Origin of the sequence: Noviherbaspirillum soli, assembly GCF_015352955.1 — a bacterium.
In the GTDB taxonomy this organism is placed as follows: Bacteria; Pseudomonadota; Gammaproteobacteria; order Burkholderiales; family Burkholderiaceae_D; genus Noviherbaspirillum_A; species Noviherbaspirillum_A soli.
This window is the reverse complement of sequence record NZ_JACYOX010000053.1, coordinates 1-20,130: the sequence shown is the minus strand read 5'-3', so window position 1 is coordinate 20,130 and position 20,130 is coordinate 1. Positions and strand designations below refer to the sequence as shown.

The following is a 20,130-nucleotide window of genomic DNA, read 5'->3' as shown; positions in this document are numbered from 1 at the left end:
TGAAGCCGCGCTGTCTCATCGTGGCAATGGTAATTCGGTCCTCAGGCTGAAGCTGCTGATAAGTGGTCGGTTTCTGCATGTGCACACTTTACAAGAAATGGTGTTGCACTTCATATTTGAGGCCGCCGGACTACAACATTAAGTCGATTTATTTCCGGGACTTAAGGTTACCAAGGGAAGAGACCAAAGTCTATTGATTTAAGGGGCGAAGGTGGCGAAAGGTCGCTACTTCGTTTCACACATTATTAGATCTGATAAAAATCAAATGGAATGAGATTCATAAAGCGATTCTACGCAAACGGATTGCATTTTTAAGCACTTGTTCATGCTGAAACGCAATTCTGGATCCAGGGAAAGATCCTTATTTTTTCAGATTTGATTGGCGCAATGGATTAATTGCGGCCTGGGAATCCAGTGCTGCGCTGATTTTGTATTGCTTAAATTCTTGGTAGGAGATTCGGTAATGTATCTCAATAGAAAAGCGTCCCAGCAGGAAGTGCGGGAAGCATTGAAGGCACAGGAAAATCGCAAGGAAATTGTCCGGGCGCTTTCGCATGGCCAGGTGTCACGGCGCGACCTGCTGAAATGGGGACTGTTTACGGCCGGTGGCATGCTGGCGATGAAAGGCGGACTCAATCCCTTCGTAGGTAATTCATGGGCCGACTCGATCCCGACCGGCATGCCGCTTAGCCCGTTGTTTGGCGCCAAGCCGTTCACAGCGCCGATGCCGCGCTGCGACATACTCAAACGCAATCCGATTTCCAGCTTGGCGCTGGCGCCGACAAAGGAAGCCAATACCACGGCGACCTATGATATTGCTCCGTCCCTAGTGGAGGGAAGGACCGGTTTGAAGGGGCCGGCCGAAGGAAGACCTCCCGGACCGATATGGGCACACCAGGGCTGGGAAAAATACCCACCGCAAATCGCTGTTGAGGTTTGGCAGCGTGGCGCCTCAGCGTGCTACGACTATAATCCGCAAGTCGCCAATTCCCTTAATAACGGGATTGACCCAGCTGCGACGGTGCCATGCAACTTCCATCCGGTCATGCCGATACAGAATCCGGGCAATTTCTGGACGTTTGATGGCAACGCGCCTCCCAAGCTGCTGCTCGCCCGTTATGGCGAGCCGATCTTGTTCCGTCATCACAATGACCTGAACCCCGATGTCAGGCAGAACGGCGGTTTCGGGCGAAACACGATCAGCACGCATGAGCACAACGGCCACCATGGCGCGGAAAACGATGGCTTTGCCGGCGCCTTTTTCTTCCCCGGCCAGTTCTATGACTACCACTGGCCCATCGTCCATGCAGGGGTCAACAGCATCAATACATCAGCGTCCGACCCAAAGTGCGGAGCGCCGGATGGAAAGGGCGGCATCACCAAGCTGCCAGGCGACTGGCACGAAACCATGAGCACCCACTGGTTTCATGACCACATGTTCAGCTTCACCTCGCAAAACGTGTACAAGGGTGTCGCTGCAATGTTCAACCTCTATAGCTCGCTGGACCGCGGTAATGAAACCATCAATGATGGCGTCAACCTTCGTCTGCCGAGCGGAAAGGACAAGGACTGGGGCAACCTCGATTACGACGTCAACCTGATGCTGTCCGACAAAGCGTTCGATCAGAACGGTCAGCTTGCTTTCGACATCTTCGATTTTGATGGCTTCCTCGGCGACGTGATGACGGTGAACCTGGCTTACCGGCCTTATTTCGAAGTCGAACGGCGCAAGTACCGCTTCCGCATTCTCAATGCCTCGGTGTCGCGTTTTTTCAAGCTTGCGCTGAGCGATGGATCGCAAATCATCCAGATTGGCAATGACGGCAATCTGCTGCCGGCGCCGGTCTACCTGACCGAGCTTGATCAGCAGGGCATTGCGGAGCGCTATGACGTCGTCATCGATTTCTCGCGTTATGCGCTTGGGTCGAAGGTTCACCTGGTCAACCTCGCCGAACATCAGGATGGAAAAAGGGTGGCCAACGACCTGTCGTTGTCCGAGGCGCTGTCAGGGAAATCCCAGGACCCGTGCGTCGGCCGGTTCCTGGAATTTCGGATTGCACGAGCGCCAGCCTATCCGGATACGAGCGTTGTACCGCGGGTCCTGATTCCCAATCCCGATCTGTCGAAAATTCCGGTCGCGCGTGAGCGCACCATCGAATTTGGAAGCGGCGCTTCGACCAGTGGCTCATCCACGGCAGGATCGGGACCATGGGGTTCCAAGGTGGATGGCGGCGCTATGCTTGCCGCGGACATCGGACGCGTATCGGCAGCGCCAAAAGCCGGCACGCGGGAAATCTGGACCCTCAAAAACGGCGGCGGCGGATGGGATCATCCGATCCACATCCATTTCGAAGAAGCGCAGATCCTGGCGCGCGATGGCAAGGCCAGCAATGTGCCGCTGTGGGAGAAAGGCAGGAAGGACGTGTTCCGGCTGCGTCCGGGCGGCACGGTTACCGTCACGCTGCAATTCCGCGACTGGGGCGGCATGTTCATGGAGCATTGCCACAACACGGTACATGAAGACAACGCCATGCTGCTCCGATGGGAAATCGACGATTCCGGCTCACCTTTCCTGAGACCGTTGCCAACGCCGATCCCCACGCCGCAAGGCGTCACTTTCCAGGCACCAAGCAGCTTGCCGACCGCATTCTGACGTTTAGGAAAGCCCATTTTGGGAACCAACTGTTTTTAGCGAGGCTCATCATGCCGCTTCATCGCATCCACCAGCTTGTAATGACTTCCGTCATGCCGGTCTTGCTGGCATGTCTTCTGATTCTCTTTGCCGTGCCGGCACAGGCAATCACCGACATTCCCCGCATCACGATCCCGGCTGCCGGCAGTATTTCCGACCCGTTGGAAAACGTGAAGTTTAGCGGCCAGATTACTGTGGACGGCAAGGTCATCGACGATCTCGTCTTCAACAGCCCCCAGGTCGTTGAACTGGTCATCGACTTCAGCAATGTGAAAGGCAGTGGCGACAAGAGCGGCCGGCAGTTCATCTCCGATGCGCAAGCGATTCTGCACCGGCCGCTCAAGGCGAACGATATCGTTGAGGTGACTTTCCCCTATTACCTCGAAAACGATCCATCGGTATCCCGCACCGCGGTGGCTGCCTTTGAAGTTTCCTTTACCGGCGCCAATAACGTGACCATGAAACTCAAGCTCAAGCCGCCTTCGTTCTGATCGTTCCGCTGCGGCGCGCACGGCTGGCGCCGCGGCTCAACCATCAGGAGCAATACATTCATCTTCGGATCTGACGCTTCCCATTGCAGGTGGCGCGGGCGGAGCATTACAGGAAAATTCATCATGTACACACCTTCTTTGCAGCGACGGTTGAGGAAAATCGCAGTCAGCATTGCCATTTCCGCCGCGGCCATCCTTGGTTCCGTCAGTGGTCCGGCCGTCGCAGGTAACAAGTGGGGCGCGGATTATTTCCCCGACGTCATCCTGACAACCCAGCATGGCAAACCCGTGCGGCTGTACGAGGACTTGCTCAAGGGCCAGTCGGTCGCCATCAACGTGATCTATACCAGCTGTACCGATGAATGCCCGCTGGAGACCGCCCGGATGGCGGAAGTGCAGCGGCTCCTGGGGAAGCATCCTGGCAAGGACGTCCAGTTCTATTCGGTCAGCATCGACCCCGAGCATGACACGCCGGAGGTGCTGAAGGCCTATGCAGAAAAGTTTAATGCCGGCCCAGGCTGGCTGTTTTTGACGGGCAAAAAGGAGGATATCAAACTGGTGACGCGCAAGCTCGGCTTGTCCCGCAACAGCGACGCCGCCAACCGCGACGGACATGCCAGCAGCCTCATGCTTGGCAATGAGCCGGCCGGGCAATGGATGCGCAATTCTGCCGTGGACAATCCCCGATTCCTGGCTGCCACCATGCGCAACTTCTTCGGCTGGAAAGACGACGCGCCAGTCGCCAGTTATTCCGACGCGAAGGCCCTGAACGTCAATCGCGCGCAGTTCACGTTCGAGAGCCGCTGCGCTTCCTGCCACACGATAGGGGGAGGCGACCGCATCGGTCCCGACCTCATCGGTGTCACTGAGCGGCGCGATCGCCACTGGCTTGGCCGCTACTTGCAGGAACCCGAGAAGGTATTGGCTGAAGGCGATCCGATCGCGAAGTCACTCTTCGACCAATACAAGCAGGTTCGCATGCCGAACCTCAAGCTTGGGGCAGAAGACGCCGACGTGCTGCTTTCCTATATCAAGACGAAAGGTTTGGAGCGCCAGGCAATGGCAGCGGCTGCCAGGGGTAACCCATCGGCCAACCATGAACACAAGCATCACCACTGAATGACGCAGGGCCGTGATGGAGTGGCAACACGGCCCTGCATGCGCAGCAAGCTGGCAGGGCGCACGAGAAGAGTTTTTGCCTGTCGGCTATTCCAAGCACCGGATGCAAATCCGTTATTTCAAGGAGAATCAATATGCTGGTTGACCACGAATACCAGGAAAAAGGGCAGGCACAGGGGAAGCGCAGATCCCGTGCCTCATCCGTGATGCCTGGCCACTCAATCAGGAAGGGCAATCGCCGGCCATTCCGGGCTGTCGCCGCGGGCCTGCTGCTCACCTTGCAGTGCAGCCTGTTTGTGGCCGATGCCGGTGCTGTCACACCGATCCAGGTCGGCAGCGGACTGACGGCACCAACCAGCGGGATCATTCTCAACGGCGGTGCAATCAACCCAGCCACAAACCTGCCGTACCGTCACCTGTGGGTTCCGGATCATTTATCCGGTGTCTGCCGCATGGATCCCGACCTGGATTCGCCGCCGCCATACAGCTTGAACCAGAATACCTGCCTCAGCCTCAATGGCGCATTGAAACCAGGGCAGGTTGCCTTCGATGCGACCAACAATAATCTTTATACCGTTGATCTAACGACGAAGTCCCAGGGCCTTTATCGGCTGCACTTCATGCCTAACGGGGATCAGGGCCATGGAGTCCTGGACCAGACCAGGACGGAGCTGATCACCAGCTTGGCAGGAGGATGCGGACTCGGGGGTAGCGTTCCGATTGCGACGTCAATAGGGCCGGACGGAGCCCTGTACATCGGATTCAAGAAAGGCGGAAATATCACGCGAATCAAGAATCCGGGCACCGACCCTATCCCGTGTGGGAACTACCAGAACATCGGAAGTTCGCCGGATGGCAAGCTGACGCTGGGCATGGGATGGATCGGCCGTACGCTGTATGGCATTGACGGCCTTGGCCTGTTCTCGATGGATAATGCCGATACCTGCCAGGGGAATTGCCGCGGCGCTTCCATGCTGACGACCCAAATTCCCGTTCCTTCAGCTCTCATCAGCGACCAGAACTATCCGGCGACTACAGGCGGAATGCTGTATCTGGGAACGCCCAATACCGTTGCCCGCGTTAATCTGAAGTCCAGCCCAATGTCGGTCGAACCAACTTATGGCACCGGGCTATCATTCGTGTCCGGCTTGGCGGTTGACTCGTCAAGCCCTGGCAACGCCGTCTTGTATGCCGCGGATGACCCGACGAACGGCGCCGGCGTCGGATCGGGTCGGCTCTGGCGTCTGGCTGATCCACCAGCGACGCCAGTGCCCCCTTCACAGCCGACGGGTGTGTCTGGTGTAGTGCGTGACAGTGCGGTTGTCCTGAGCTGGAAAGCCGGCGCAAGCGGCACCCAGCCGGTTACCAGTTATACGATTAATTCGCCGCAGTGGGGCAGCAGTCGGGTGGAAAGCGTCGGGATCGTTCCCCCTGCGACGTCGGCACCCACTTCGGCCACCATCACCGGACTGAGCAACGGCACGCCATATGACTTTACCGTGACGGCTAACAGCACCGTTGGTTCCAGTGCACCTTCCGCGCTGGCTGGCCCGTTCACACCTCAGGCGGCAACTGTGCCTGCGGCGCCGACAAATGTGTCGGCAATCCCCGGTAATGCTTCAGCATCCTTGGCATGGTCCGCGCCTGCATTGGACGGTAACAGCCCCATTACTGGCTATCGGATCGATCTAGTGACATTGGACGCCAGCGGCAACCCGGCCACCTATACGCCGGCAGCCACGGCGCCAGGCAATGCAACGGGCGCTACGGTCTTTGGCCTGACCAATGGCAGCACCTACAATTTTGCGGTTGAGGCGCAAAACATTGTGGGCTTTAGTCCGCCATCCGCGCCACTTGCAAAGGTGACGCTGAACGGCACGCCCAACACTGACCTGGCCATCTCGATGAATGGTCCGGCTTCAGTCACACCAGGTTCCAATGCAGTGTACACAGCTACCGTGATCAACAATGGCCCGGTCGACGCCGGACAGATCATCTTCACGGATAGCCCTCCCCCGTCAGGAGCGACCCTGGTATCGGCGACGACGACTGCCGGAGCTTGCAATACGACGGCATGGCCGATTTCGTGCAATCTTGGAGCCGTGCCCGCTCGCGGTAGCGCCACAGTGACAGTCACGCTGAACGTCAGTGGCAAAATCTCTTATGGTGCAAAGGTCCAAGCCCTTGATGGGGCGGGCAACACGATTCCGGACTCCACCCCTGCCAATAATAGTGCGGCTGTTACGACCGATATCGCCGTGGCGACGACGTCAACCGATCTGCAACTGGGCGGCTCGGCAAAGGTCGGCGGGCCTGCCAAGGGATCCAGCGACACCTATACCTGGCAGGTTAAAAACGTAGGGAAGAGCGAAGCCAACGCCGTTGTTTTCAGCAACGACTTCCCGAGTTCGCTGCAAATCAATGGGCCGATATCGATCAGCGGCGCTGCAGGGACGTGCTCGATGTCGCCAGGCGCTCTGAACGGCACCCTGGTCACATGTAGCGTCAACAGCCTGGGATCTGCCCAATCAGTGACGATCACGGAAAACGTGACGGTATTGCAGTCGGGCTCCATTGCAACGACAGGCGCAGTGAAGTTTAGCGGCACGGATACCAACCCGAAAAATGATTCGGTAACGGTGACGATTCAGGCCAAGTAACAACGTCGTCCGGATGCGGGCAGCCATGGAGTCCAAAGCTGTCCGCATGACGTTCCGCAACAAGAGAGCGAACCTTGTTTTTGGCAATCCAAACTGACTTCTATCTCCACTCACGAACTGAGGCACTCTCATGAACCCATCAGGTAAGACGCCGCTTGCCGCAAAGTTGTCTCTGCTCCTGTGTTGCACGCTTGTTTTCTGTCAGAGCGGCTCTGCCCATGCGCAAGTCGCATTACCCGCACTTTCTCTGAAATCGGTTCCGGTGCCGGGACCTTCCGCAGATGCGTTGTCCCAGTTTGTAGCGGACAAGAACGCCGCCATCCAACTTGGCAAAGCCCTGTTTTGGGACGCACGTGTTGGCAGCGACAATAAAACCGCCTGCGCATCGTGCCATTTTGCCGCCGGTGCGGACACCCGAACGAAGAATCAGGTCAGTCCAGGCTTGTTGCGCTTGTCTCCGGGGCCGGACAAGACTTTCCAATTAGGTGCGGCACCGAACTACACCCTTGCAACAAGCGACTTTCCGTTTACCAAGCATGCCGATGTCAATGATGCGCTTACGCGGCTGTCAGATGTCAATGATGTGGCATCCTCCGCGGGTGTATTCACCACCGCGCCGGATGGTGCAGTGACGATCAGCAACGCCGGCGGCCCGGATACCTGCGCTTATGTATCCGACGACGCAATACGACATGGGGGCGACGGGTTCAATATTGGCGAGGTCAACACGCGGCGGGTCGAACCGCGCAATTCGCCGTCGGTGATCAACGCGGTATTCAACTTCCGCAATTTCTGGGACGGCCGGGGCAACAACGTTTTCAACGGCGGTGATCCGTTTGGCATGCGCAATGCGCAACCGCAGCTCTGGAAGCTGGACAAGGGTAAATTAACCAAAGTCAGCGTGGCCATCCCCTCGTCTTCGCTGGCATCGCAAGGTTCGGGGCCGCCGCTGTCGGGCACCGAGATGAGCTGTCGCAACCGAGCCTTCGTCATGCTGGGCAAAAAATTGCTGGACCAGAAAATACTGGGCGGCCAATCCATCTCGCCCAGCGACAGCGTTCTGGGGGCATTCACGAATGCTAGTCTGCGACCCTCATACCGTGGTCTGGTAGCAAAAGCCTTTCGCCCTGAATGGTGGCAAGCTACTGCGGCAGTACGTTTTACCACGTCTGATGCCATGGCCACGGCATCAATGGACCTGCGCAATCCGCCAAAGTTCAAGACGCCGATCGACATCAGTGTCGGTCAAATGGAAGCCAACTTCTCCCTGTTCTTCTCGTTGGCTATTCAACTCTACGAATCCTCGCTGGTCGCCAACGATACGCCGTTCGACCGCTATGCCGCCGGCGACGCCGGCGCGCTGTCGGATGTCCAGAAAACCGGACTGTCGATCTTTACCGGCAAGGGCCGCTGCATCAATTGTCATGGTGGCGCTGAATTAACCAATGCCTCCGTACGTAATGTCACAAGCCAGCGGCTTGAGCGCATGACGATGGGCAACGGCTCGACGAAAATCTATGACAGCGGCTTTTACAATATCGGTGTCCGGCCCTACACCGATGATGTGGGTGTAGGCGGCAATGATCCGTGGGGGAGGCCTCTTTCCGAGAGCCTGATGGTGTTGAACAAGCTGTCGGCGCTTCTCGGAAATAATTTCAACAGCGCGGCCAACCCGGTGCCTGCCAGCGCTGACGAAGTGAGCGTCACTGGCGCATTCAAGACGCCGGGCCTGCGCAATGTGGAGTTGACCGGACCCTACTTTCACAACGGCGGAAAGGCGACGCTCATGCAGGTCGTTGACTTCTATAACCGGGGCGGCGACTTTGCGGAAGAAAACCGTCCTTTCCTGGCGCCTGATATCCAGCCGCTTGGCCTGGCCGAAGAGGAAAAAAATGCACTGGTGGCTTTCCTGCTATCGCTCACCGACGAACGCGTGCGCTTGCAGAAGGCGCCGTTTGATCATCCTTCACTGTGCTTGCCGCAGGGCGAAGTAGGGGACACGCTATGGATCAAGCCCGATGCATCGAACCCGATCAATGGTGCCGATGACCTGCCGAACTCTTCCTGCCTGTCCGAGGTCGGCGCATCCGGGAGCAATCTGCCTCTCAAGACATTTCTGTCATTGCCGCCAACCCAGCATTAGACATCAGCCGTAGGGCAAGAAAAGAGGCGATGCGGAGGAACAGGTCTGCAAGAAAACCAAAACAAGAGGAGAACAGTGATGCCCATGAAATCCAAGATGATTTCTCCCCATACGAGGAACACATTGGAATACGCGGAGGCCATGCGGCTACTTTTTGATCGGCGCGTCGTGGAGGAGCATATGAACCGAATCGACAAGGAAATCAGGCTGGTACGCAGGGTATCTCCATCCGCTGTTGCGCAAGCGCGCAAAGATGTAGCCAACCATGACAATGGCGGCGTTCCAGGCTCGGCCGCCAAGCTTGATAAAGAGCATGAATACGCAAGCTCCGGTGCTGGCTTCATCGGCGGCGCTGAAGAAGCTTGACGTTCAATAATTGGGGCTGGGCTGGACAAGCACCTGTGAATTGATCGGCGCCTAGCCAGAGCTTGTATTTTGGGTTGCACGGCAAGGCATTCAGCGTGTCATGTATGTGGATCCTCGCTGTCATGCCAACTCGTCGATCCCGATCGTGGGAGGCAAGATGGCGCCTGAGCTTGCTGATGATGAACTCCTTGAAATAGTCCAGCCACTTCTTCCAGCCAGGCGGCGGCGCAGGATGCATTCTGGCCGCAAGCCGTTGGACGACAGGCGCGTTCCAACGGACATCCCGTTTGTCTTGCAGCCGGGAATTCGCTGGTAAATGCTGCCGCAAGAAATGGGATGCGGCTTCGGCATGACGTACTGGCGCCGGGTGCGTGCCTGGCAGAAGGCCGGGGTAGGGCGCAGGCTGCACCGCGTGCTGCCGGACAAACTGCGAGGCGCCGACAAGCTCGATTTCTCCCGAGTTGTTGTCGACAGCTCGCCGGTATGTGTCGTCCATGGAGGGGGACCCGGACTAAACCCAACCGATCGCCCTAACGCTGGCATCAAGCGCCATCTCCTCGTCGACGCGCGAGGCGTCCCGGTCAACGTCATTCTGACCAGGGCAAACTGCCATGAGGCCACATAGCTCCTGCCATTGGTCGATGGCGCGTGTCCGATTCGAGGGAAGCGCTATAGCATTGGACCAACGCGGCATCGGACACCAGATTGCCAGGCGCAGACAGCGCATGACAGCAATCCTGGCAAGACCCGCTGGGAAGTCGAACGCAGCATCGCCTGGCTGCAGCAGTTCCAACGACTGCGCATAAGCTACGAACGACTACCCTCGACCCATGAAGCATTCCTTCAGATGGGCTGCACTCCTATTTGCCGGCGCATTTTGAAAAACCCATTCTGTTAGACGCCTTCAATGCTTGCCAGCGCGACCGGTCATCTTTATCGCCCTACAGTTCCAGCACGATCTTCCCGCCCGCCGCCCGGCTGCAGCAGGCCATCATCTTGTTGTTCGCCTCGCGCTCGGCGCGGGTCAGCACCACGTCCCGGTGGTCCACCGTGCCCGACAGCACCCGCACCTCACAGGAGCCGCACAGGCCTTCGCAGCAGTCGCTCTGCACGTCGATGTTGGCAGCGCGCAGCGCAGTCAGCAGGGTCTGGTCGGGCGCGACGGTCAGGGTCAGGCCGGAATCCTTCAGCTCTACCTCGAACGCATGTTCCTTCGATGGGTCCAGCGCCGTCGTGTTCGCATGGAAGTGCTCGATGCGCAGTGCATCCTCCGGCCAGCCGGCGCAGGCCTGCTGCAGCGCTTCGAGCATGCGCACCGGGCCGCAGGCATAGACCTGGGTGTCTGGCTGCGGCGCACCGAGCAGCGCCGGGAGGTCGAGCCGGGCGCCCTCGTCCTTGCAGTAGAGATGCAGGCGCTGGCCGTGCAGCGCGGCCAGCTCATCGGTAAAGGCCATCGTCCGGCGCGACCTGCCGGCGTAATGCAGCGCATAGTCCATGCCCAGCTCCCTGGCGCGGCGCGCCATGGCGAGGATGGGCGTGATGCCGATGCCGCCGGCGATGAAGATCACGCGGCCGGCGCTTTCATCGAAGCGGAAGTGGTTGCGCGGCCCGCGGATCTTGAGCAGGTCCCCCGGACGCACGTTCGCATGCACCCAGCTTGAGCCGCCGCGGCTTTCCGGGTCGCGCAGCACCGCGATCTCCAGCGCATTGCCATCGGCCGGATCGCCGCACAGCGAATACTGGCGCGACAGTTCCGGCCCGCCGCACTCGATGTCGATATGCGAGCCGGGCGTCCAGCGCGGCATGGCCCTGCCATCTGGCGCTACCAGGCGCAGCCTGGCAATGTCCTGCGCCGCCGCGGTCACGCTTTCCACCCGGACCGTGCGGCCCAGCACATGGTGCGACGTCTCGCCGATGCGCACCGGCGACGCGGCCTGCAGCAGCGCCGGGTTGTGCCGCTCCGGATTGGCCTGCGGGTCCCACTCCACCCACAGATGCTCCGGCCCGCGGAAGGAAGTGTTGGGAACATAGGAAAAGCGCTGCTCGGCCAGGCGCATGTGCGGCAGGCGCTTGGTCAGCTCCTCCAGGAAGATCTGCAGCTCCATGCGCGCCAGGTTCTTGCCCATGCACTGGTGGGCGCCGTAGCCGAAGGTCAGATGGTCGCTGGCATTGTCGCGGCGGATGTCGACCATGTCGGCATCGGTGAAATGGCGCTCGTCATGGTTGGCGGAAGACATCACGATCAGCAGCTTGGCGCCGGCCGGAATGTCGACATCGCCGACCCGCGCCGCCTTCGTGGCAAGGCGGCGCCATGCGGCCACCGAGCCGTTGTGGCGCAGGCATTCCTCGACCGCATTCGGGATCAGGCTCGGGTCCTGGCACAGCTCGTGCCATGCGCCCGGATGCTGCAGCAGCAGCTTCACCGCGTTGGCGGTGGCGTTCGCCGTGGTCTCGTGGGCGGCCACGATGCCGGCCATCATCATCGAATGCAGATAGGAGTCGGTGACCACGTCGGGATAGTCGGCCTGCATGCGGATGCCGTATTTCATCCAGCCGGGGCCGGACGGGTCGCGCCGCATCTTTTCCAGGATCTGGCCGGCCAGCTGCCAGAAGTTGCCCACCGCATGGGCGACCGCCACCTGTTCCTCCGGCCTGGGCCGGCCCCAGGTGTTGACCGTATGCGCGATCGAATACTTGCGCAGCAGGTCCATGTCTTCCTCGGGCACGCCGAGGAAGTGCAGCGCAATCGTCAAGGGCACTTCCCACAGCATCTGGTCGACCAGGTCGGCCCGGCCGTCGTCGATGAAGCGGTCCACGTATTCCCGCGCCAGCCCTCGCACCAGCGGCTCATGGTGCTTCAGCGCCTCGGGCGTGAAAGGCTCCATCAGCACCCGGCGCCGCGCCATGTGGGCCGGCTCGTCTTCGTTCACCAAAGTGCGGTTCATCGCATAGTTGTATGACGCCAGCACCGCATTGGCTTCATCGCCGGTGGGCGTGATCTTTTCCAGCGCGATCGATGGGCTGAAAGTGATGTTGTCGCGGAACACCGCCTTCATGTCGTCATAGCGGCTGACTACCCAGTAGCCCAGCTTCGGGCTGTAGAACACCGGCTCCTGCTCGCGCGACCAGCGCAGGTAGTCGGGCGGGTCCTGCTGGTAGGCATCGTCGAAGGGGTCGAACTGCGCGGCCCGCTGGCTGACGGGGCAGCCGGTCGGCGAACGCCCGGCGGCAAGCGCCTGGTGGTCGATCGGGCAGCCGGCCGCGCCGGCAGGGGAGGAAGGGGTGTGCATGAGTCGCTCCGCATGATGCATGGCTGGAACCCGGCCAGGCGTGGTCGCCGGCGCTGGGGCTGGCGGCCTGGCGGTGCTTCGAACTTCATACCCCGCCGGGCCGTTTTGCGTAATCATACTACGCTTTGCGTAACACGGCGGGGAACGCGCTACGCGTTTGCGACGCCTGCTTCGGCTCCGGTATAGCCCATCGTGGCGCTGATGCTGGCCGCTTCGCGCATTACCTGGGCGACGATGCCGCCGTCGGGCGTGACATCGAAGCCGCCGGACGCACCAAGTGCAGTCAGCACCGCGCAGAGATGCCCGGTGTGGTCGAAGACGGGCGCGGCCACGGCGCTGATGCCGGGCAGCAGGGTGCCGCTGATGGTTGCGCAACCCTGGCTTCTCACCCGGCGGCGCATTGCCTCGACCGGATTTCTTCCGGTAAGCAGCGCGCGCTGCGCCTTGCCGGCGGCGGCCAGTTCCCGTTCCACCTGGTCCATGACGGCAGCGTCGTCGAGATAACTCAGGAAGACCTGCCCGGTGGCTGACCAGAGCAAGGGCATCACTGAACCGGCGCGCACATTGATGGTAACGGGCAGGCCGGGCTCCTCGAAGCGCAGGATGGTCGGCCCCTGGTTGCCCATCACGGCCAGGAAGCAGGTCACCTGCAGCTGCTCGCGCAGCCGCACCAGCGCCGGTTCGCCGAGGCGGATCGGGTCGCATTGCCGCAAGGCGGCCAGGCCGATCGCGATGGCCTGCTGCCCGAGGTAGTAATGCTGGGTGGCCGGGTTCTGCGCCACCATGCCTTCCTGTATCAGGCTGGCCATGTAGCGGTGCACCTTGGCCGTGCTTTCCTCCACCTCGGCAGCCACCGCCGTCAGGCTGGCTGCGCCGCCCAGGCGGCACAGGGCCTTCAGTATGCCCATGCCGACTTCGGCGGATTGCACCCGGCGGCGGCGCTCTTCGGATTGCTGCGGCGGCTTCTTTGTCACTTGGCTGGTCTTTCGGAATGGTAAGGGTGGGGCGGGAGCCGTCACGCGGCGGCGGCTTCGCTATTTTACGCAAGGCGTAGTAGCATTACGCAAAAATTAAAAACCTGAGTCAAGTCAGTCAACCATCCCAGACAGGAGCACACCTTGAAAAAAATCCTGGCAAGCTGCCTCATTGCATTGCCCGTCCTGATGTCCGGCGCCGCCGCGCATGCGCAATCCTATCCGTCCAAGCCGATCCGCTGGCTGGTGCCGTATCCGCCGGGCGGCGGCTCCGACTTCCTGGCGCGCACGGTGGGCCAGGCCCTGTCCGAGCAGGTCAAGCAGCCGGTCATCATCGAGAACAAGGCCGGCGCCAATACCGCGATTGCCGCATCCGAGACGGCGCGCGCGCCGGCTGACGGCTACACCATCCTCAATGCCGACAACGGCACCATGGTGTTCAACTCGGCCCTGTATTCCAAGCTCAGCTATAACCCCGAGAAGGACCTGACGCCGGTCACCCTGATCGGCCGCTTCCCGATGATCCTGGTGGTCGGCCCCGGCTCCGAAGCCAAGGATGCGAAGGATTTCATTGCCAAAGCCAAGGCCCGTCCCGGCAGCATCAGCTATGGCTCCGCCGGCGCCGGCAGCCCGCACCATCTGGCGATGGAACTGCTGAAGGTGGCGGCGGGCGTGGACATGCAGCACGTGGCCTACCGCGGCGCCGCGCCCGCGCTGTCGGACCTGGCGGGCAACCAGATTCCCGCGATGATGGTGGACCTGGCAGCCGGCGGCGGCTTCATCAAGGCCGGCAAGATACGGCCGCTGGCGGTGGCCAATGCCACCCGCCTGCCGCAGCTGCCCGATGTGCCGACCTTCGCCGAACTGGGCTACAAGAACATCGAGGCCGCTGCGCTGGTAGGCGTGGTCGGACCCGCCGGCCTGCCGGCCGATGTGCTGGGCACGCTGAACCGCCAGCTGGTGGCAGCGGTGAACCAGCCGGCGGTGAAGCAGCGCCTGATCGACTTCGGCGTCGAGCCGGTGGCGAACAGCCCGCAGCAATATGCCGATCTGTTGAAGAGCGAGACGGTGCGCTGGCACAAGCTGATCCGCGACCAGAAGATCACGCTGGATTAAGCCATCCTTGATTGCGTTGATGGCGTAGGGTGCAATACCCCGCAGGGGCATTGCACCATTGGTCGATCAAGGAAGCCGGCCGTCGATGCCATCCCGATTTGCGACCGTGGTGCAATGCCCTGCGGGTATTGCACCCCACGGATCACTGGTACGGCTCTTTCAGGGACGATCCGACCTGGGCGGGCGATCTCATTCACGCTGGAAACGTGCCAGCCAGTGGCGCGGCCTGCTCCTGCGCCGTTGCGGCGGCGCGCAGCAGCTCCACCGCGCGCTGCGCAATCGGCGACAGGTAGCCGCCCCGGCGCAGGATGCCGATGCGCCGGTCCATGCCCGATAGCGCAAGCGGCCGCACCACCACGTTGTCGGGCAGGCCCCCAGCCTGCACACTGCGGGTATTGATCATGCTGATCAGACCGGTGCGAGCCACCACCAGTATCAGCGCATTGAGGGTGTCGGCTTCGACTACGATACGGGGCAGCGTTAGGCCGCGCCGGCTGAAGGCGCTGCGCACCTGCAGCCGGGTGAATTCATGCTGGCCGGTCGCGGCCCATGGATAGCGGGTGATGTCTTCCAGGCTGATCGTCTGCTGTTGCGCCAGCGGATGGCTGCGCTGCATCATCAGGCTGCACGGGTCTTCATACAGCATCTCGCATTCCAGCGCCGCATCGAGGCGTTCCGGCACCGGGCAGACCGCCAGCTCGACATCGCGCCGGCTGACCTTTTCCATCATCGCATTGCTGAAGGCGGTGGTGAAGGCGATGCCGGCCGCAGGCCGTTCCATCGTCAGTGCCGGCAGCAGCGCCTGCAGCGTGAAGTCGGTGGTGGCGGGCGTGATGCCCATGCGCAGCAGGCCGGCATCGTTGCCGCCCAGATTGCGCGCTTCCTGCACGGCGTCGTCCATGTCGCGGCTGGCTGCCTGCAGGCGGGCATGGAATGCCTTGCCGGCCTCGGTCAGCTCGATGCCGCGCGCAGTGCGCGTCACCAGCCTGGCGCCCACCTTGCGCTCCAGCCGCTGCATGGCCTTGCTCAGTGCGGGCTGCGATATGCCCAGGTGCTCGGCGGTGCCGGTGAAAGTGCCGGCATGGGCCAGCGCCAGGAAGTATTGAAGGTCATCGCCCAGCATGGCATTCCGGGAAGTTATGGTTTCAAGCGTGGCGGTTATTTTACTTTATGGGTTGGCGGCCTGATAGTTGGCAGCTGCAAGCAGGACGACTCAAGCCTGCGGCAATGTAATGCCATAAGGGTCCGCTATCAGAGGCGCGCAGATGCCGCCGGGCCCATGCATTCGACCACACGATGGAGACACCATGCCCAACCGCCTTTCCCGCCGCCAGTTCCTGCAGACCGGCGCCCTGCTTGCCGCCGGCATCGCGCTGCCCGCGGCCAACCTGCTGGCCAGAGATGACTGGCATGCGGGCGAGCTTGCCCACCTGCTGCCCGCGGCCAGCCATGAGCGCTTCCTGATCAAGGCGTCCTTCCTGTCGCCGCTGACGGAAGCGCCGAGGCTGTCGGTCAACGGCAGGAGCGTGATCGGGCAGCGGACCGATACCGCAGGCAAGTTCTGGCGCTTCGACGCTGCCGGCCTGAAGAGCGACACGGCATACACGCTGCAGATACTGGGCGCCAACGGCCGGGCGCTGTGCGCCACCTGGCCGCTCAAGACCTTCCCGCTGCCGGACGCCGCGCCGCAACGGGTGCGGCTCTTGGTCTATACCTGCGCCGGCGGCAACCCGGATGCGAAGGGCCCCGGCGGCATGGAAGCCTTCCGCTCGCTGGCCATCCGCCATGCGCTGCTGGAGCGCGGCCTGTCCTACCGGCCCGACGTGGTAATCGCCAATGGCGACCATGTCTACCAGGACCAGCGCACCTGGCTGGAAAGCGCCAGCCCGACGATACGCAAGGCCGCCACCGACTACTACAAGCAGGTCGGCATGTTCGACACCAGCCAGGCGGTGCTGGGCACGGCCAACGAGCCGCTGCTGAAGAAGATGGTGGACCCGCAGATCGCCCATCTGTATGGCACCCGGCTGCGCTCGACGCCGGTGTTCTTCCTGATGGACGACCATGACTACTTCGAGAACGACGAGGCCGAGGAAAACTTCATTACCTTCCCGCCCGACAATTTCGACCTGACGCTGGCGCGCACGGTGCAGGACATGTACTTCCCCGAATTCCTGCCCGAGCGCAGCCGCTCGCTGATCCTGCCGGGCAGCAATGCGGCCTACCGCGCCGCCGGCGTGTCCGAATGCTTCGGCACCCTGCGCTACGGCAAGCTGCTGGAAATGCTGATGTACGACTGCGGCCGCTATCTGTCGCTGAAGGACAGGCATGCCGGGCTGGTGCCGCCCGAAGCCGAGAAATGGCTGCTGGAGCGCACCCGCGGCTCGGATGCGCGGCACATGATCCACATGCCTTCCACGCCCTTCGGCTGGTCGGCCGGCAAGTGGCGCGAATGGTATCCGGATGTGGTGGTGTCGGACGAGATCATGGCGGCGCCGCCTGCGGTGCTGTCGCAGCGCTTCGGCAGCGTGCGCGGCACCAATATGCGGCTGTCCACCGCGCGCCAGAAATACATGTGGCAGTCCGGCTGGTTCGGCCAGCACCAGCGCATCGTCGAGGCGATGGCGCAGCAGAAGCGGCCCGCGGTGATGATGTCGGGCGACCTGCATGCAACCGGCTGGGACCGCATGACCAGGAGCGGCGACATCGACCTGCGCGCCAATCCGCTGCATATCATCCTCAACGGCCCGCTGGGCACCGGCATGGCCGGCTGGCCCAGCGGGCCGCGCGGCCTCGGCCCCGGCGCGCCCGGCGCGCTGACGCTGGAACGCAATGTGAAGCCAATGGAGAAGAACGGCTTTTCCATCGTCGATATCACACCCGATCGCATGGTGTGCCAGCTCTTTGCCTGGCGCGAGCCCGATCCCTTCGATGCCATCAGCCGGCTCGAGCCCTATGATGTGCTGGAGATTCCACGCGGCTGATGAAGCTGCCATTCAGACGATGCCGATGACCATGAACACAAACCCACCGGCGCGCCGCGCGCCCCGCCTTGCCGCGCTGGCAGCGGCGCTGCTGTTGTGCGCCTGCGCCGGCCCCGGCATCAAGCCGGAGACGGTCAACGCAGGCCCCCTGCCGGCCGAGCCGGCCACCGTGCAATCGCAGCAGGACTGGCTCGGTCGCCTGCCCTTCGCCGACCGGCAGGACTTCGAGGATGCGCAGCGCGGCCATGTCGCCGGCCTGGAGCAGCCGCAGATCCGCACCGCCGATGGCCGCGTGGTCTGGGATGCGCAGGCCTATGCCTTCGAAAGCGGCGACGCGGCGCCGGCCACGGTCAATCCCAGCCTGTGGCGGCAGGCGCTTCTCAACAATGTGTCGGGCCTTTTCAAGGTGACCGAGCGGGTCTACCAGATCCGCGGGCTGGACCTGGCCAACATGACCATCGTCGAAGGCGACGCCGGCATCATCGTCATCGACCCGCTGCTGTCGGCCGAGACCGCCCGTGCCGGCCTGGAGCTGTACTACCGGCACCGTCCCGCCAGGCCGGTCAGCGCGGTGATCTATACCCACAGCCATATCGATCATTTCGGCGGCGTCAGGGGCGTGATCAGCGAGGACGATGTGAAGGCGGGCAGGGTGCAGGTGATTGCGCCGTCCGGCTTCATGGAAGAAGCCGTCAGCGAGAATGTGCTGGCCGGCACGGCGATGAGCCGGCGCGCGCAGTACATGTACGGCGCGCTGCTGCCCAGGAGCGCGACCGGGCAGGTCGATGCCGGCCTGGGCAAGGGCCTGTCGCGCGGCACGGTCACGCTGATTGCGCCCAGCCTGCTGATCGAAAAGCCCGTGGAGACGCGCCGGATCGACGGCGTGGACATCGAATTCCAGCTGACGCCCGGCACCGAGGCGCCGGCGGAGATGAACCTGTACTTCCCGCAGATGCGCACCCTTTGCATCGCCGAGAATGCGGTGCGCACCCAGCACAATCTGCTGACGCTTCGCGGTGCGAAGGTGCGCGACGCGAAGCAGTGGTCTTACTATCTTGACGAGACCCTGGCGCGCTATGGCGCCAGGTCGGACGTGCTGCTGGGCCAGCATCACTGGCCGACCTGGGGCAGGGAGCGCATCAATCGCCTGCTGGCCGACCAGCGCGACATGTATGCCTACCTCAACGACCAGACGCTGCGGCTGATCAACCACGGCTATACGCCGATGGAGATTGCAGGGCGCCTGCACAGGCTGCCCGAGCCGTTGGCCAGCCAGTGGTATGCGCGCGACTACTACGGCTCCATCAGCCATAACGTGCGGGCTGTGTATCAGCGCTACCTCGGCTTCTACGATGGCAACCCGGCCAACCTCGATCCGCTGCCGCCGGTGGAGACGGCACGCCGCACGATCGCCTGGATGGGCGGCGCCGACGCGGTGCTGGCCAGGGCGCGCGAGGCATACCGGCAGGGGGATTACCGCTGGGTCGCGCAGATCGGCAACCAGCTGGTGTTCGCCGAACCGGAGAACCAGGCAGCGCGGCAGTTGCAGGCGGCCGCGCTGGAGCAGCTGGGATACCAGAGCGAGAACAGCACCTGGCGCAATGCCTACCTGAGCGGCGCGCAGGAACTGCGCAAGGGCGTGGTCGTTCCGCCCACGCAGGGAGCGGCCTCGGCCGACCTGGTGAAGGCGCTGACGGTGCCGATGTTCTTCGATTTCCTGTCAGTGCGGCTCAATGCCGACAAGGCGGCCGGCAAGGCCATGCGCATCAACTGGGTGTTTCCCGACCTCGGCCAGCGCTATGCGATGACGCTGAACAACAGCGCGCTGACCTACCGGGCCGACGCAGCGCATGCAACGCCGACGGCCACCATCACGCTGCGCAAGCCGGTGCTCAACGCGGTATTTGCCGGGCAGACCAGGCCAGGGGATGCGATCCGGTCGGGGCAGATGCAGGTCACGGGCGACCAGCAGGCGCTGGCGGCGCTGTTCGGGATGATGGACAGCTTTTCGCCTTCGTTCAATATCGTCACGCCGGCGGCGCGCTGAAGCCGCAACATGTTGGTTAAACATGGGCGTGGAGTGGTGACCAGTCGTAGGGCGTAATACCCGAAGGGCATTACGCCATCTCCGCCCGGCAGCGATCCGTCTTCACGCCGAGGCATTGCCGCGCGTCACAGCATCGGGATGGACATGGTGGTGCCGTTGGCCCAGGTGCCGATGATGTCGCCGTTCACATAGGTCAGCTTGATGGGCTTTTCCTTGGGCAGCGTGGCCTGGGTCTTCTCGCCGCCGAT

Annotated in this window: 12 protein-coding genes and 1 pseudogene; 10 read left to right on the top strand and 3 right to left on the bottom strand. The window is 62.0% G+C overall.

Annotated elements, in window-relative coordinates; genetic code table 11:
• The first annotated feature begins 463 nt into the window (after window positions 1-463).
• The 7 genes and pseudogenes from IGW04_RS23460 to IGW04_RS23430 all read left to right on the top strand — a co-directional run bounded on the left by IGW04_RS23460 (window position 464) and on the right by IGW04_RS23430 (window position 10,369).
• Entirely contained in the window at window positions 464-2,653 is a 2,190-nt protein-coding gene (locus IGW04_RS23460; RefSeq protein ID WP_194715523.1) for a multicopper oxidase family protein, read from the top strand.
• An 80-nt stretch (window positions 2,654-2,733) separates the two neighbouring features.
• Window positions 2,734-3,183 carry a hypothetical protein gene (locus IGW04_RS23455; RefSeq protein WP_194715522.1) on the top strand — a complete coding sequence of 150 codons (450 nt, stop codon included), beginning with the start codon at window positions 2,734-2,736 and terminating at the stop codon, window positions 3,181-3,183.
• 123 nt (window positions 3,184-3,306) lie between these two features.
• On the top strand, window positions 3,307-4,302 hold the full coding sequence (locus IGW04_RS23450) for an SCO family protein (RefSeq protein ID WP_194715521.1): 996 nt from the start codon (window positions 3,307-3,309) through the stop codon (window positions 4,300-4,302).
• A 134-nt stretch (window positions 4,303-4,436) separates the two neighbouring features.
• Complete coding sequence (locus IGW04_RS23445; RefSeq protein WP_194715520.1) at window positions 4,437-6,962, top strand: fibronectin type III domain-containing protein; 2,526 nt, start codon at window positions 4,437-4,439, stop codon at window positions 6,960-6,962.
• A gap of 130 nt (window positions 6,963-7,092) precedes the next feature.
• The gene (locus IGW04_RS23440; protein ID WP_194715519.1) at window positions 7,093-9,105 is read left to right on the top strand and encodes a cytochrome-c peroxidase; all 2,013 of its coding nucleotides are present in this window, start codon (window positions 7,093-7,095) and stop codon (window positions 9,103-9,105) included.
• 84 nt (window positions 9,106-9,189) lie between these two features.
• Window positions 9,190-9,471, top strand: coding sequence for a hypothetical protein (locus IGW04_RS23435; protein WP_194715518.1), 282 nt, complete (start codon window positions 9,190-9,192; stop codon window positions 9,469-9,471).
• Window positions 9,472-9,628: 157 nt separating this feature from the next.
• A pseudogene (locus IGW04_RS23430) lies at window positions 9,629-10,369 on the top strand (transposase).
• A gap of 43 nt (window positions 10,370-10,412) precedes the next feature.
• Here IGW04_RS23430 and IGW04_RS23425 read toward each other — a convergent pair.
• Both IGW04_RS23425 and IGW04_RS23420 read right to left on the bottom strand, forming a co-directional pair.
• Window positions 10,413-12,761, bottom strand: a complete 2,349-nt coding sequence (locus IGW04_RS23425) for a cytochrome P450/oxidoreductase (protein ID WP_194715517.1) — start codon at window positions 12,759-12,761, stop codon at window positions 10,413-10,415.
• 149 nt (window positions 12,762-12,910) lie between these two features.
• Window positions 12,911-13,735, bottom strand: coding sequence for an IclR family transcriptional regulator (locus tag IGW04_RS23420; protein WP_323744896.1), 825 nt, complete (start codon window positions 13,733-13,735; stop codon window positions 12,911-12,913).
• A gap of 189 nt (window positions 13,736-13,924) precedes the next feature.
• On the opposite strand from IGW04_RS23420, the gene IGW04_RS23415 reads away from it, so the two are divergent.
• Window positions 13,925-14,851, top strand: coding sequence for a Bug family tripartite tricarboxylate transporter substrate binding protein (locus tag IGW04_RS23415; RefSeq protein ID WP_194715524.1), 927 nt, complete (start codon window positions 13,925-13,927; stop codon window positions 14,849-14,851).
• Window positions 14,852-15,044: 193 nt separating this feature from the next.
• Here IGW04_RS23415 and IGW04_RS23410 read toward each other — a convergent pair whose 3' ends face one another.
• Window positions 15,045-15,974: a LysR family transcriptional regulator gene (locus IGW04_RS23410; RefSeq protein WP_194715516.1), complete on the bottom strand. Its 930-nt coding sequence runs from the start codon at window positions 15,972-15,974 to the stop codon at window positions 15,045-15,047.
• 184 nt (window positions 15,975-16,158) lie between these two features.
• Between IGW04_RS23410 and IGW04_RS23405 the strand changes: the two genes are divergently transcribed.
• Both IGW04_RS23405 and IGW04_RS23400 read left to right on the top strand, forming a co-directional pair.
• Window positions 16,159-17,835 carry an alkaline phosphatase D family protein gene (locus IGW04_RS23405; RefSeq protein WP_194715515.1) on the top strand — a complete coding sequence of 559 codons (1,677 nt, stop codon included), beginning with the start codon at window positions 16,159-16,161 and terminating at the stop codon, window positions 17,833-17,835.
• Between the two features lie 31 nt (window positions 17,836-17,866).
• Window positions 17,867-19,882, top strand: coding sequence for an alkyl/aryl-sulfatase (locus tag IGW04_RS23400; protein WP_194715514.1), 2,016 nt, complete (start codon window positions 17,867-17,869; stop codon window positions 19,880-19,882).
• Window positions 19,883-20,130: the final 248 nt, after the last annotated feature.

Excerpts from the sequence above, each read along its gene's own strand:
- IGW04_RS23450 (WP_194715521.1), top strand. The coding sequence starts at position 3,307 with ATGTACACACCTTCTTTGCAGCGACGGTTGAGGAAAATCGCAGTCAGC.
- IGW04_RS23415 (WP_194715524.1), top strand. The coding sequence starts at position 13,925 with ATGTCCGGCGCCGCCGCGCATGCGCAATCCTATCCGTCCAAGCCGATC.
- IGW04_RS23400 (WP_194715514.1), top strand. The coding sequence starts at position 17,867 with ATGAACACAAACCCACCGGCGCGCCGCGCGCCCCGCCTTGCCGCGCTG.
- IGW04_RS23455 (WP_194715522.1), top strand. The coding sequence starts at position 2,734 with ATGACTTCCGTCATGCCGGTCTTGCTGGCATGTCTTCTGATTCTCTTT.
- IGW04_RS23445 (WP_194715520.1), top strand. The coding sequence starts at position 4,437 with ATGCTGGTTGACCACGAATACCAGGAAAAAGGGCAGGCACAGGGGAAG.
- IGW04_RS23435 (WP_194715518.1), top strand. The coding sequence starts at position 9,190 with ATGAAATCCAAGATGATTTCTCCCCATACGAGGAACACATTGGAATAC.
- IGW04_RS23425 (WP_194715517.1), bottom strand. The coding sequence starts at position 12,761 with ATGCACACCCCTTCCTCCCCTGCCGGCGCGGCCGGCTGCCCGATCGAC.
- IGW04_RS23410 (WP_194715516.1), bottom strand. The coding sequence starts at position 15,974 with ATGCTGGGCGATGACCTTCAATACTTCCTGGCGCTGGCCCATGCCGGC.
- IGW04_RS23440 (WP_194715519.1), top strand. The coding sequence starts at position 7,093 with ATGAACCCATCAGGTAAGACGCCGCTTGCCGCAAAGTTGTCTCTGCTC.
- IGW04_RS23460 (WP_194715523.1), top strand. The coding sequence starts at position 464 with ATGTATCTCAATAGAAAAGCGTCCCAGCAGGAAGTGCGGGAAGCATTG.
- IGW04_RS23405 (WP_194715515.1), top strand. The coding sequence starts at position 16,159 with ATGCCCAACCGCCTTTCCCGCCGCCAGTTCCTGCAGACCGGCGCCCTG.